19 protein-coding genes are annotated in these 14,390 nt (G+C 24.3%); 18 read left to right on the top strand and 1 reads right to left on the bottom strand.

Annotated elements, in window-relative coordinates:
• Positions 1-22 precede the first annotated feature (22 nt).
• The 9 genes from AC4FQW_RS12315 (at position 23) to AC4FQW_RS12355 (ending at position 5,879) form a co-directional block, all read left to right on the top strand.
• Entirely contained in the window at positions 23-469 is a 447-nt protein-coding gene (locus AC4FQW_RS12315; RefSeq protein ID WP_491149350.1) for a hypothetical protein, read from the top strand.
• Between the two features lie 3 nt (positions 470-472).
• A complete protein-coding gene (locus AC4FQW_RS12320) occupies positions 473-616 on the top strand; it encodes a hypothetical protein (RefSeq protein WP_491149352.1) in 144 nt (47 codons plus the stop codon).
• A 115-nt stretch (positions 617-731) separates the two neighbouring features.
• Complete coding sequence (locus AC4FQW_RS12325) at positions 732-1,565, top strand: hypothetical protein (RefSeq protein ID WP_491149354.1); 834 nt, start codon at positions 732-734, stop codon at positions 1,563-1,565.
• A 69-nt stretch (positions 1,566-1,634) separates the two neighbouring features.
• A complete protein-coding gene (locus tag AC4FQW_RS12330) occupies positions 1,635-1,832 on the top strand; it encodes a hypothetical protein (RefSeq protein WP_491149356.1) in 198 nt (65 codons plus the stop codon).
• A 316-nt stretch (positions 1,833-2,148) separates the two neighbouring features.
• On the top strand, positions 2,149-2,994 hold the full coding sequence (locus AC4FQW_RS12335; protein WP_491149358.1) for a sce7726 family protein: 846 nt from the start codon (positions 2,149-2,151) through the stop codon (positions 2,992-2,994).
• Between the two features lie 11 nt (positions 2,995-3,005).
• Complete coding sequence (locus tag AC4FQW_RS12340; RefSeq protein ID WP_491149360.1) at positions 3,006-3,932, top strand: sce7725 family protein; 927 nt, start codon at positions 3,006-3,008, stop codon at positions 3,930-3,932.
• A 172-nt stretch (positions 3,933-4,104) separates the two neighbouring features.
• On the top strand, positions 4,105-4,263 hold the full coding sequence (locus AC4FQW_RS12345) for a hypothetical protein (RefSeq protein ID WP_491149362.1): 159 nt from the start codon (positions 4,105-4,107) through the stop codon (positions 4,261-4,263).
• A 67-nt stretch (positions 4,264-4,330) separates the two neighbouring features.
• Positions 4,331-4,855, top strand: coding sequence for a hypothetical protein (locus tag AC4FQW_RS12350; protein WP_491149364.1), 525 nt, complete (start codon positions 4,331-4,333; stop codon positions 4,853-4,855).
• Between the two features lie 325 nt (positions 4,856-5,180).
• Complete coding sequence (locus AC4FQW_RS12355; RefSeq protein ID WP_491149366.1) at positions 5,181-5,879, top strand: sigma-70 family RNA polymerase sigma factor; 699 nt, start codon at positions 5,181-5,183, stop codon at positions 5,877-5,879.
• A 22-nt stretch (positions 5,880-5,901) separates the two neighbouring features.
• Here AC4FQW_RS12355 and AC4FQW_RS12360 read toward each other — a convergent pair whose 3' ends face one another.
• Positions 5,902-6,912, bottom strand: a complete 1,011-nt coding sequence (locus tag AC4FQW_RS12360; protein WP_491149368.1) for a hypothetical protein — start codon at positions 6,910-6,912, stop codon at positions 5,902-5,904.
• Positions 6,913-7,078: 166 nt separating this feature from the next.
• Here AC4FQW_RS12360 and AC4FQW_RS12365 point away from each other — a divergent pair, with 166 nt between their 5' ends.
• From AC4FQW_RS12365 to AC4FQW_RS12405, 9 genes are all read left to right on the top strand, one after another.
• Complete coding sequence (locus AC4FQW_RS12365) at positions 7,079-7,660, top strand: hypothetical protein (RefSeq protein ID WP_491149369.1); 582 nt, start codon at positions 7,079-7,081, stop codon at positions 7,658-7,660.
• Positions 7,661-7,742: 82 nt separating this feature from the next.
• Positions 7,743-8,057: a hypothetical protein gene (locus tag AC4FQW_RS12370; protein ID WP_491149371.1), complete on the top strand. Its 315-nt coding sequence runs from the start codon at positions 7,743-7,745 to the stop codon at positions 8,055-8,057.
• Between the two features lie 66 nt (positions 8,058-8,123).
• Complete coding sequence (locus AC4FQW_RS12375; protein WP_491149372.1) at positions 8,124-8,522, top strand: sigma factor-like helix-turn-helix DNA-binding protein; 399 nt, start codon at positions 8,124-8,126, stop codon at positions 8,520-8,522.
• A gap of 303 nt (positions 8,523-8,825) precedes the next feature.
• Entirely contained in the window at positions 8,826-9,287 is a 462-nt protein-coding gene (locus AC4FQW_RS12380) for a hypothetical protein (protein WP_491149374.1), read from the top strand.
• Positions 9,288-9,843: 556 nt separating this feature from the next.
• The gene (locus tag AC4FQW_RS12385) at positions 9,844-10,071 is read left to right on the top strand and encodes a hypothetical protein (RefSeq protein ID WP_491149376.1); all 228 of its coding nucleotides are present in this window, start codon (positions 9,844-9,846) and stop codon (positions 10,069-10,071) included.
• Positions 10,072-10,390: 319 nt separating this feature from the next.
• Entirely contained in the window at positions 10,391-11,044 is a 654-nt protein-coding gene (locus tag AC4FQW_RS12390; RefSeq protein ID WP_491149378.1) for a DNA-binding transcriptional response regulator, read from the top strand.
• 12 nt (positions 11,045-11,056) lie between these two features.
• On the top strand, positions 11,057-12,136 hold the full coding sequence (locus AC4FQW_RS12395) for a sensor histidine kinase (RefSeq protein ID WP_491149379.1): 1,080 nt from the start codon (positions 11,057-11,059) through the stop codon (positions 12,134-12,136).
• An 18-nt stretch (positions 12,137-12,154) separates the two neighbouring features.
• Complete coding sequence (locus AC4FQW_RS12400) at positions 12,155-12,574, top strand: Panacea domain-containing protein (protein ID WP_491149381.1); 420 nt, start codon at positions 12,155-12,157, stop codon at positions 12,572-12,574.
• Positions 12,575-13,289: 715 nt separating this feature from the next.
• Positions 13,290-14,321: an ABC transporter substrate-binding protein gene (locus AC4FQW_RS12405; RefSeq protein WP_303129050.1), complete on the top strand. Its 1,032-nt coding sequence runs from the start codon at positions 13,290-13,292 to the stop codon at positions 14,319-14,321.
• Positions 14,322-14,390: the final 69 nt, after the last annotated feature.

A 14,390-nucleotide genomic window follows, 5' to 3' on the forward strand; every position in this document is an offset into this window, starting at 1 on the left:
TATGTGATTGGAGAATTTTAAAATGATTAGAAAAATTAATGGAAATATATTTTATATATCAGCTTTAGACTTTCAAGGAGATAATAAAAAGTTTTATATTACATTTCATCCTAGTAATACAATTAATGGATTTGACTTAACTTTTAATAAGAAGTGGATAGATAGTATTGGAATGGATAGCGTAGTAGAAAAGATAGAATATATATTACTTAATCCAAAGAAAGCAATGGTAAATAGATTCGGAAAATTAATAAAAATTCATAAGAAACTTGAATTTTATAGAAAAAAACAATCAAAAAAAGAACAACAGTTATTTAAAGATAATTTAATAAAAGAGTTTAATAAAATAGAGAATGCTGAATTAACGCTTATTAGGAAATTTAGATTATTAAATGAATTTGGAAAAGCAAGTGCAATGGATTATATAAATGACTTAATAGAAATAAATAGATACAAATTAGAGGTATAGTAAATGAGCAAGATAATGATAAGCTATCAAACTATTGAAGAAAGACAAAAGATCATTAAAGCTTTATTAACTGGAACAAAGATAAAAAGGATTAGTAAGGCTTATGACAATGGTAAATATAGAAGAATATATATTGATATAGAGTAGGTTACTACCATAAAGGGCGTAACTTAATAAGGGGTTCAACATTAAGTTGAGCCTTATTATTTAAATAAAATGTAGTGGTAGAAGTTTATTAACACTACAAAAGGAGTGAAATAGTATGTTTTGTTCTGTGAAGAAAGGTAAAGATAAATACGGTGAAACATATAAGTTTTATTTATGTGAGAGATATAGAGATAAAGAAACTCGTAAGGTGAAGAGTAGTGATAAGTATATAATGACACTACAAAAAGATAAAATATTAAATAATATAAATATAAGTGAAATAAAAGAATACTGTATAGATAAAAATTTAAATAGTAATGATATAGAGTTAATAGTAAATAAAATAAATGTATTAAAAAGTGTAGTGTCAAAAGATAAGAACACTACATCTAAAAAGAATGTATTGATAGAAAATAATAACACTACAAATGAAGAGGTTGAAATAGTACAAGCTGACATAATAGATGAATGTGATATTGATTGTAAAACTTTAATAATGTTTGATGTACAAAGAGAATATTCAAAAAATATTAAAGATAGTTTAAAGATGAACTCTTTAATAAATGTTTTTGGAGGAAATAAAAAAGATATATTTGAGATAGAAGAAGAGGAGTTAAAAAAGATACATGATAAAGCTGATTTAATTAATAAAAAAATAGAGAAGATATTAGAGGAACATTACAGAATTGAGGAATTAAATAATCAGTTAATAGAACTAAATAGCAATATAAGAGTTATTCATGATATATATATTTCTTGTTATAACAAAGTACCAAGCAGCGAGATATGGGTAATTGGTGGTAGTTGTATAACGAGAATATATGAAATTAATGATTTAGTACTACCATATATGGGGTATAGTTTATATGATGAGTGGGAAGAGATAAAATCTTATGATAATTTAGATGATAGTAAAGCTTACATACATGACTATGAAAGTTTTGAATAACTAAATTTATATGATAAAAGCAGTATTCAAATAGATAATAAAGATTTAATAGGATCACTAATAAAAATAATGCTTAGTGGTAATTGTACTATCGAGTATTCATGTGCTGATTTTATAGATATTAACTTTAATGGTAATTCTATTTCATTAAGTATAGAGCATTTAGTTGATTGGATTAATAACAAACCTACAAGAGATTACAAAGTTGATATAATTGATTTAATTAGTTATAAAGAGCAACTATATAAATATAAAAAAGTATTTTAAATAATGTATTGAGTATAGAAAGTTTTAAGTTTGAAATTTATATACTGCAATTTTGTTTATTGGCAATTAATTTAATTTAGTATCAGCTATTTTATTTTTGAATTATACTAACAATATATATTATCAAATATTATGAAGAGAGTTTTATATAGAAACCCTCTTTTTATATAAATTATAAGTTAAATTATAATTTATTTTTATCGGAAAAAAAGGTAAATTTATCCGAATGTAGAAATATGTATATAATAGCATTCTAATAGTACGCGATTAGTGGTATTATAATTTGAGTAAAAGTAAATTTAAAAGGGATGTAGTTATGGTAAATGACAATAGTATTTTAAATAAAATATTTACTCAAAATGGTATGAAAGCATGGTTGGATAATAAAGAAAGTGCTTTTTACAAGGAATTTGTTGAAGGTTTTGGAAGTAAATATGTAGGTAAGGAAAATAGAGAAATAATAGAGGATATATACAAATATTTAAATAAGTATTATAGAAATGAATATTTTTATAAGAATACATTGCTTAATAAATTTTTATTAGGAAAACATAGTTTAAATACAACTACTGCAATTACTGAAATTCCTATAAATAAATCTAAAGCTGATTTTATATTGATAAATGGAAAAGCTGTAGTTTATGAGATAAAGACAGGATTAGATAGTTTTGAGAGATTAGAAGGTCAGATAGAAGATTATTTTAAAGCTTTTGTGAATGTATATGTTGTAACTTGTGAAGAGAATTACGAAAAATTAAACAGTGTTTTAAATAATGATAATGTTGGAATATATATACTAACTAATAGAAATACACTTAGTAAAAAGAGAGAGGCAAAAGACTATTATTCTAAATTAGATTATAAGACTATGTTTAATATTTTGAGAAAAAACGAATTTGAAAATATATTATTAGAACATTATGGTGAATTGCCTAATACAACTCAATTTAAGTATTATGATGAATGTTTTAAATTATTTAAAAATATAGAAAAGAAATTAGTTTATAGATATATGTTTTTAGAACTAAAGAAAAGAGTAAAAGTAAATAAAGAGAATTTTAATAAGTTTATACCATATGAACTAAGGTTTTTAGTTTACTTTTCTAATTTTAAAAAACAAGATTATCTAAAACTTAATAAATTTTTGAATAATAAGTATTAGGAGGGTTTACAATGTATTTGCCATATTTGAGAGGTAGAAAAAATGAATTATTAGCATTAAAAGAACTGGCTAATAATGATTTAATAGGGGATAAAATAATGCCTATAATAGAACCTATTAAATTATCAAGCACTTTAATTTCAGTTATTGAATTGTTCAATAGCCAAAATAGAAAATTAATAATTATACAAAATCCACAAGTAGGTAACTTTGAAGATGAACTAAATAATAGTAATAAAAGTAATTTGTATTATGATGCAATAAATAATGATAATATACTTAAAGGAATTATAGCAACAGATAACTTTAAAAATGATATAGATAAATTAAGAATTAATAATACTGAAAATGAAAATATTGTAGTAATATTAAATGAAAAAAAATATATAGATTTATACAGGGATGAGTTTGATAAACAAAATAATCCTTGTTATACTTTGATACCAGATAAAAAATCTTTCAGAAGGAAAGTGTATGATAATAAGGTTATATTAGAAGATTATTTCAAAAAGAAAGATAGGAATACTGATTATGGTGAAGATGCAGAATTCTTTTCTGCAGATCACATAGATTATGATATGGATAATTTTAATGGCTTTTCAGATTATTCTATAATTGGTAAAGAGTATAAAGATAGTGGATTTGCTCCGTATGCTGTCGCTATACATATAGTATTTTTAGATGAAGATAATGAGTTGTATGTTAAACATTTTGTTTCAGATAGTAATGATAGTATAAAGGATCCAGCAAAGAAATTTTATGAAGCTTTAAAAAAATTAATGGATTGGAAAGAAGAAGTTGGGTTACAAACATATGGATTAAGTTGTTTTGAAGAATATTTTGAAAAACAACAATATCCAGGATTAGGTGTTGTAAAAAAATTGGCTTTAATGCATCATATACAACTTATTAATGATTATTTAGAAGATAATAATTAATTATAAATATATTTTATGATATAATAAGATTAAGAAAAAGAATATTTTAAGTACCCTACCTAAAAGGTGGAAGGCGTGTTATATAGCCACGGGAAACAATTAATTAGTATATAAATACTGGTGTTGTTCTCGTGGCTTTTTTATTGATTAAAAATAGAAAGGAGTATTGAGAGTGAATGAAAAGGCGAGAGAAGAAAGGAATGCATATATGAGAGCATGGCGTAAGAAGAATAAGGATAGAGTAAAGGAATATAACGCTAATTATTGGGAGCGTAAAAGTAAATTAAGAGGGAAGAAGAGTGAATATAGTGCCTCTTCAAATGATGTTTAATTATAAGTTAATTAAAAAGCCTTACTATTTAGTAGTTCTCGCGTATATATAAGAAGGTGATTAATTAATGAAATATATAGATGAGTACTTAAAGCTAGATATAGACGAGGTTTTAAGCCTTAAAGGAAATAGGTTTATATTCAAATCGAGTGAGCTAAAAGGTAGTATTTTAACTATAAAAGATAGTGAAATTAGTATAAATGATACATTTATAAGAATAGAAAAGTATAAAAATAAGTTTGGAGAAAAGAATTTATTTATATGTCCTTATTGCTTAAGTCCTAGAAAACATATTTATTATGTTAATGGTATTTGGAAGTGTAGAGAATGTGGATCATTGAAGTATAAAAGTACAAATACTTATAGAGGTGGAATGGATTATTGTGATTTAAAGATAGATAAGATACTAGATAAATTAAAACTAGAGCATAACATTAATTATTATACTGGTGATTCAATGACTAGTAATATATTAAAACCTAAATATATGAGATGGACCACATATTATAAATTAATTAAAGAGCTTATGTATTGGCAAGAAGAACGTAATAATAGGTGGCTTAATTTAGTTAATTTGAAAATGAGTAAATAATAGTGAGCGTTGCAAAAAAATAACGAACGTTGCATACAAAGTTTATGTAGTACTACATTGAAAGGTAACGTAGTACTACATTGAAATTACAAGGATTAAAGCCTTATATAGAGTAACATAGAACCCTAGTAAAACCTTGTCTGAAAAGGAACGTTAATGCTAGGAAATGCTAGTATGAAATATTGTAATTAAAAAGGAGCGATACCTAAGAAAACCTAAGATATATGTTAGGAAATGTTAGGATTTAAAGTAACGTTTATATTAAAAAATTCTAATATCTAATATTATATAAATGATAATTTACACTAAAAGTGGGGTGAATTAAATGACTAATGAGGAACTTGTTGTATTATATCAGCAAGGCAATAAACAAGCCTTAGAGCAGTTAATAGAGAACAACCAGAAGTTTATATATAAGATTGCTAATAAGTTCTATACAGAGGGAATAAGCTCAATAGATAAAGATGATTTAATACAAGAGGGTACAATAGGTTTTATTATAGCTTGTAATAAGTATGATATTAATAATGAGAAAAAAGCATTATTTATTACTTATGCTTTTCATTGGATATATTCAAAGATACATAGGTTTATAACTAATAGAGATACCAACGAGGAAACAAGCCTTAATAAAACAGTCGGTGAAGAGCAGAGAGAATTAATGAATCTTATAGAAAGTAAAGATAATTGCATAGAAAAAGTAGAAGATAATTTATATATAAAGGAATTAAGAGAAGAGTTAGAGGGTGTAATGAATACTTATAATACATTACATGAAAGAGAAGTATTAAAGCTATATTATGGGTGGGATACAGACCAAGTATCAATAGAAGATATAGCAGATATATTTAAAGCCTCTTCTAATGATATAAGAAGCATTAAATCAAAAGCTATAAGAAAGATAAGAAATAGTACATGGTTTAGAATTGAATACAATAGAAGGTACAGAGAAGATATAACATTTGAGAGAATTATAAGAAATATAGATTTTGAAATAAAGTTAAATAAAAAGACTATCTTATAGATAGTCTTTTTATTTAATATAGTTATTCAATTGTTATAGGAGAAGTTACATGCCAAGATTTTTCTTCATTTGTAATATTTAATCCAACGCTAGAGCCACTTGATGACATTCCTAATGAATAACTTGGAACAAGCTTAGAATATGTATGGACGTATTGAACTGTGAAAAGTTGTGGGCCAGAAGTACTTCCAACTTTTTTTAGTTTTGCAAAAGAAGATATATTTCTCGCACCTATATAGGTACTGTTAGTTGGATATTTATCTTGGAATTGCCAAACTACTCCATTTGAATTACTAATTTCTTTAATGCTAGCATTTATTGATGATCCATTGTTATAAAATCCTTTAAAATTTCCATCTGACCAACGATATTTAGTTGGCCATGCTAAGCACATAAGGTCTTCTCCGACAGCAGGAGATTTATATTGGTCACTATTAAATCCAGATACATCCCAATTAGCATTTCCAACTAGATTATAAACGTTTGCTTGTCCGGTTAATTTTGGGGAAACTAGTAAAGATGTTAATGTTAACTTACCTTTACGTTGTTCAACACCAGAATTAACTGAAGCAAAACAAGTATATTTTTTAGGCGTTGTGTAGGCTTTAACTTCTGAATTTGTTAAAAATCTATATTTTGTTTCACCTGTTTTTTTATCTATAGATTCTTCTAAGTACCTTTCAGTAACTGATAAGCCTATTATTTTATTTCCTTTTTTTAGCTGTTTAGAAATAGCTTGTTTTACTGCCGGATTCTGTTTTATTATTGAATTTAATTTTTCTTTTTTAGTATCTTCAGGTAATTTTATAAATAGGCTTGATTTTAAATTATTTTTGTTATCAATTTTTGTTATAGAAATATTATTAGAATTTGTGGACTCTACTGAATAATTTTGTAAATCAAAATTATTATAGTTGTTATAGATATCATCACCGGAATTTTTAGGTGATGCATTAGCAGATATAGCATTACCGGATAATGTTAATCCGATTGCTGTAAAGAGTACAAATATGGATTTTGTTAGTTTATTCATATTAAATCCCCCTTAAATTTAAATTATTACAAATATTTTACAACAAAATTTTCCTAAAAACATAAAAAATAATACTAATTAACTAAAAATTTACAAAAATAAATGTAATTATTAAGGAAAATTATATTAAAATTAAAAAAAAGCATTTTATAAATGGAGGGTTATTGTGAAATTAGAAAAAAAATTTCTGTTAATTAGTGTACTGTTTATATTTATAATAATTGGGATACTAGGAATATATTTTATTAAAAATAAAAATATTTCTGAAAATGAAAAGGTAGAACAATCTTTAGAAAAATTTCAATATTTAAATAATATTAAACAAAAATCTATTATTTCTATTAAAGATTTTAATAAAGATAATAAGATAGTTATATGGCAAAGTACAAAAGATGATGTTATATTTTCTATAATTCATAAACATATATTTAAAGGGTGGAGAGTTGAAACATCTACTTCTAATGGATTTGTAAAAAATAATACTATTGTATATACAAGTGCCCCTAAATATAATATTGGTATTATGATTGGATCTATAAAATATGATAATAATATAAAAAGTATAAAGATAGATAATAAAAAGGTTGAATCAATAATATTTGAGAACAATATAATATTTTTTATTTATACTGATATTAATAAGCTCATGAAAGAGAATATGTATTATAAACCTAATTTAAATATAGAATATAAAAATAATAAAGTATTTAATAATAATGGATGGGAATGGAATTTAAATAATAAGTAAAAGGATAGGATTAATGTTCTTATCCTTTTATTTATTATGGGTGTAAAGTATTTAACGCCCTATAAATTGAGGAGGAGAGGTAATGGAGCATAGAGAATTAATGATGAAGAGAATAGAAGATATGGGATTAAGTTTAGAAGATGTATATAAGAGGGAAGAGGCTTATTTCAAGGCTATACATAATAAAGAATATGATAAGTATTTAGTATATGTAAAAGATTTAGGATTAACTCAATGTTGGGCGAGTAATAAAAGAAAGATAAAAAGTCCTGTGTATGTTAAGGTAAGTATATATACAGTATTTAAGTATTATATAAATCTAGGAATAGTATTTAGAGATAAGAATAAGAGATATTATACTATGGAAGAAGTAGAGCAGTTATTAAAAGAGTATTAAGGAATATTGATTTAGGTATTGATATGAATAATACCTATAATATTTAAGTTTTATTGGAGTGAGTAAATGAGCAATAGTGAAGTAATTAGAAGGTTTGAAAGAGTTATTACAGAATATAAAGGGTTATCATATAAGATTGATTTTATAAATAAAGAAATAGAGATAGTTAAAAATGATGAATACTCTAAAGATGATGAATTAATAGAGTTAAATAAAGATTTAAATAAATATATTAGACTTACAAATATGTTATATATGTGTTTAAATAATTTAAATGGAACAGAAAGAAAAATTATAGAGTTAAGATATTTAAGTAAAGAAAAATTAACATGGAAACAGATAGCTAATGTAGTTGGTTATTCAGAAGATTATTGCAGAAAAGGAATAAAGACTAGAGCTATAAATAAAATAATAATTACTATAAAAGAAAGTGGTATTGATATAAACAATTTACTTAAAGGGTAAGATTAAAGTTCTTACCCCTATTTTATTAGCCATAGAAGGATTAGAAGTTATATTTTAGGTTTGAATAAAAATAATATTAGAAAGTTTATTTTATTGAATTAATAATTTTAGGAACTTGATCTTTCATTCTGTTGTATGTAGAGTATTCCGAATTATTATCTGAATCTAGGAATAGTATTTAGAGATAAAAATAAGAGGTATTGCACTATTGAAGGTGTAGAGCAGATAATAGTTGATTATTATAAAAATAATAACTTAGAATATAGACATAGTATAATTTAGAATAAATTGGGGGAATTTTATTTGAATAACTTAAAAAAGATAGTATGTATATATTTATTAATGATTATTTCTGTATTTATAATGGATAAAGTACATGATAATTATATACATATTAATTATATAGCTTTTATAATCATAGAAACTATATTAATTATATTTTTAGTAAGATTGTTTAAATTAAATATGAATGGAATAATTATATTTTTTAGCTTGATATTTATATTAATGATCTTATTATCCTTAGATATAGATAATTATTACAAGTATTATATTAATATAGGATATACTAAATATACTAGTATATATTCAGAAGGTATATTAAATACATTAATAATAGCAAATATCCCTTTTTTAGGAGTATTTCAGTTTTTGCATAAATACAAAATATTAGAATATAAAATGTATATAATAACAGGATATGTTTTTGTAATTATGATAATATCTTTAATTATAAATAAAATTAAGTTTTTGAGAGAGTGTTAGATCTCTCTTTTATTTTATATAAATTTATAAATAGTAATAAGAAGTATTATGTTATTAAATAGTTAGAGGAGTTATCAATAGAAAAATAAAAGAATATAAAAGGGTGGGGTATGAAAAAGTTTAGGCAGATACCAAAAGGTCGCAGTTGTAGTTTTCATTTAATAAAATTCTAAATACTAAGTTTAAGGGGTGTCCATTTTGGAAACCCCTTTTATAAAAGGAAATTTTTAAGAAAATTTAAAAGTAAAATAATAGTTACATACTTATCAATAAATATAGTATTTAGAGATGATAAGAAAAGATATTATACTATGGAAGAAGTAGAGCAGTTATTGAAAGAGTATTAAGAAATATAGAGTTAGGTGTATAACTTAGATTTAGTATTTTTTATACATAATACTTTAAGGCTTATACTATGTTTATTTTTAATAGAGCTATATTTAAATACAAATATAAATATATGGAGATATAAAAAATAGTTTTAATTTATTAAAAATAAGTAGGAAATAATTATATATAAAGATAAAAATTACTAAAGAGGAGAGAGGTAAGTAATATGAAAAGTAATAAAGTCTTAAAAAATAGAATTTTAATATTAGTTGTATTGGTAATGTTATCTATAGTGAATTTTTTTATTATGAAATATTTATTTAGTATTAATAATAGTATTTTAAGTTTTATTGCATTAATATGTAATTTGATTTTTGATATTTCTTTAGATGCTATAGTATTTATAGTTATAGTTTCTATAGTATTTGCTATAGATAAAGGGAAGAAAAGATAATGGATTCCAGAAATAAGCATAAATTTTATCAATTAAAATAATTTGAAAATGAATTAAATAAGCTTAATACATAGGATAAGATTGAAAGTCTTATCCTTTTTTATATACGGGTATAAAGTAATTAATGCTAAATTAATCAAGGAGATTATTATAATGGAGCAGAGAGAAATAATGTGAAGTGAATAAAGAATATGGGATTAACTATCTATATATAAATTGTTAAAAAGAGGTTCAAGAAGAATATGGTATAATTTTAATATAATGATAATTAATAAAAATATTAATTATAGAATATTTTTACATAAATGGAGGAGTTATGTTGGGGATATTTAGTAAGAGAAAATTAGATAATGTGATAAAGATTTCAACGAATAAAAGTATAGCAAAATTAAGAGAAAGAATTAAGATACTTATTGTTGATGATCAGAAACCAAGTGATTTGATAGATATACTTAGGGAGCGAGGTTATAGAATATTTTATAAAGAAAATATATCTTATCAAATTGAAACAGAGCCATTTGATATAATATTACTTGATATTAAAGGAATTGCGGCTTCATATGGAAGTAGTGATGAGGGGTTTGGGTTCGCTTTAGCATTAAAAAAAGATTATCCAGAAAAAGTAGTGGTTAGTTACTCAGGAGAATCTAATCAGAGAATAAGTGAAAGGCTTAATGAAATAGATGGTTTTATTTCAAAAGATACAAGTGCTGATACTTGGTGCAGTAAATTAGATGGATATATAAAAAAATATTGTAACGTAAATTATCAATGGGATGCTATTGCTAAAAAGTTAAAAGATAATGGAATAAATGATGATACTATAAATTCTGTTAAAGATGAATTTATAAGGAGTTTTTCACAAGATACGTTTGGTGGATTTAATGACTATTTTATTAATGCTATAGAAGATTTAAAAATATCAATGGATTTAATGAAATCAATAATTTCTTTAATAAAAATATTTGGATAGGGGATTATAAAAGTGGAGAAAAGTTTTTTGCCAATATATAAAAGTGGAATGGATGAGATACAAGATGGATGTGTAATAAAATTACCAGAATTCTGTAAGAAAAAAAATTCAAAATGTGAAAATTTTTATAGAAGCATATTTAATAAAGAGGGATTGAATGTATGTCCATATGGTTTTAATACATATATTAATGTATATAAAGGAGAAAAAGATATATTTACTGGGTTTAGAGTTAAGGGTGAATTTGACGCTAAAAAAACTAATCCTAAAATTGATTTGAAGGATAAAAATAGAATAATCACTTATGATGAAATGTTAGAATATATTAAATATTATCAAGAGCACTTAGAATTAAAAAAAGAAAATTATTATTTGAAAGAAAGTATGAGTAATATAATTCATGATGTTAAGGAATATAACGGTAATATAAAAAATAAGAGTGAATTTATTATGAACAAAGGTTTATGTAAAAAAAAAGAACGTGAAAAAGTTGTTAATAAAGGTAAGGGAATTTGGGCAATGAGCCAATTGATATCTACTAGACTAAAATCTTATGATTATTTATATAGCAATTTTCCTTATAAAAATGGCAGTAAAATAGAATTCAATTTTTATCGAAATTTTGATAAAATAAGAAGATGCTTTGAAGATGAAGCAAAACAAAATAACAAAAAAATTGAAGTTAGTTCAAGAGAAAATTGTTCAGAAGTGTATTTATATGATAGTGTAGAATATATGCCATTTTTAATTATTGAAAATGCATTAAAGTATTCAATGAATAATTCAACGATTGAAGTTGAAATAATTGATAAATCTGACGAGCAAATTATAATAGTAAAGTCTGAAGGGATTTTAGTAGAGGATAGTGAATTAGATAGTTTATTTAAAAGAGGGTATAGAGGAAAATTAGCTAAAGAATATAAACAAAAGGGAAATGGAATTGGATTATATCTGGTTAATGAAATTTGTAAAGCAAATGATATCGATATAAAAATAGAAACTGAAAGATGTCATAAAAAAAATAGTCAAGGTGTTGACTTGGGATTTTTTAAAGTGATATTATGTATTAATAAAGTAGTAGAAAATTATTGATTATAGGAGTTGAGAGTCGTGATTAATTCAAAACAATTTTCAGAGCTTATACTAAGTTATGGAGATTTCTCTCACAAAAAATTACAGAAATTATGTTATTATGTATACTGTAAATATTTGGTTGAATATAATGAAAGATTAGCTGATGTTGAATTTGAAGCTTGGGTTCATGGACCAGTATCGCCAGAAATATACCAAATTTATAAAAATTATGGATGGAATAGTATTCCTAAATATAGAGGCAATATCGCAGTAAATGATACCATTTATAATAGAGTTACTAGTATTATAAATGAATATATTGATTATAGTGCGAATCAATTAGAGAATATGACACACCAAGAAAAGCCTTGGAAGAACGCTAGAAAAGGATGTAGAAAATATGAATCTTCGAATAATATAATTTCAGATGATGAAATATTAAACTATTATTCATAGTTGATATATAGGTTATTAAATCAATAAATAGCAATAAAAATGTATAATAAGTTTAATTTTTATAATAAAGGTACACAGAGGGAATACTTTGTAAATTAAAAAGAAAATATAAGTGATTTTATATAAGGAAAGAGATATATTCTATATTTAGGTTATATCTCTTTTTATTTATAAAAATATGCAATAAGTGTGCAATAGATTTTGTTTTTATATTAAATTGCATAGAATCAAATTGAATTTTAAGTTTAATAAATGGCTTAAATACCAACTTATAAGAATTGTATTAAACTAACTTAAATTTATATTAATCGAATCCAAAGGGCGAGAGTTAAAAAGGTGACACTAAGGGGACGATTTTCAAATATAAAAGAAAATATAAATAAATTTATTAAAATATAAAATATTTATAAATAGAGTAATTTCAACGGTTTGAATATAATATTAAAATGTATAGAAATATATTAAAATACATAGTTTCATACCTGTTGGGAGTGCCACTTATATATAAGAAAAGGCTTAACCGTAATGGTTAAGCCTTTTTATTGTGCTTAAAAGGTGACAAAAGTTTATATTAGTACATTAGAAATAGTTTAATGCAGTTTTTATTATGTAATAAAATTTTACTTTTTAAGTAATTAAAACTTACCTCTTTTTAAAAATTTACTTTTGAATACGTTAACATAAAGTTAAAGGAAATATTAGGAGGTAAATAATAATGAAAAAGAAAAGTTTAATTGCTGTAACTCTTTCAGCAGTTATAAGTTTAGGTTTATTTGCTGGGTGTGGAGCAGATAAAAAAGAAGAAAAGGCATCAGGAGAAACTTTAACAATTTATTGTGGTCTTATGGAAGATCATATGGTAAAAGCGGTTGAAGAATTTAAAAAGGAAACAGGAATAGATGCACAAGCGGTAAGAATGTCATCAGGTGAAATACTTGGCAGAATAAGAGCAGAAAAAGATAATCCTAAGGCTTCAGTTTGGTTTGGAGGCCCAGCAGATGCATTCGTTCAAGCTGGAGATGAGGGATTATTAGAAGCTTATAATTCACCAGAAGCAAAAGAAATACCAGATAAATATAAAGATCCAAAAGGATTATGGACTGGAATTTATGTTGGTTATTTAGGATTTGCTTCAAACTCTAAATTATTAAAAGAAAAAGGAATAGAGGCTCCAAAAAGTTGGGCAGATTTATTAAAACCTGAGTTTAAAGGTCAAATTTCTATGGCAAATCCAGGTTCATCAGGAACTGCATATACAATGCTTGCTACTATTGTTCAACTTATGGGAGAAAAAAAGGGAATGGAGTATATGGCTAAATTAAATAAGAACATTAAGTCATATGAAAAGTCAGGAACTGCTCCAGCTAGAATGGCAGGACAAGGTGAAGTTATGGTTGGTATTTCATTCTTACATGATGCAATTAAATATAGAGAAGAAGGAATGAAGGATTTAGTTTTAACTGCACCTAGTGAAGGAACTGGATATGAAGTTGGTGCTGTTGGTATATTAAAAGGTGCTCCAAATCAAGAGGGAGCTAAAAAGTTTGTAGACTTTGTTTTATCTAAAAAAGGTGAAGAAATAGGACAAACTGTTGGTTCATATCAATTTTTAACAAATCCAGCTGCAAATAGTCCAAGTCAAGCAGCAGAAATTAAAGATACTAAACTTATAAATTATAATTTAGAATGGGCAGGAAGCAATAGAGGTAAATTAGTAGAAGAGTGGAATAAAGCAATAAAAAAATAAATTTAAAATTTTAAGGTAAGGACAATATACTATTTAATAAATAGTATATTGTCCTGCTAAGTTTAGTTG

This window comes from Clostridium sp. TJA085 (assembly GCF_058310235.1).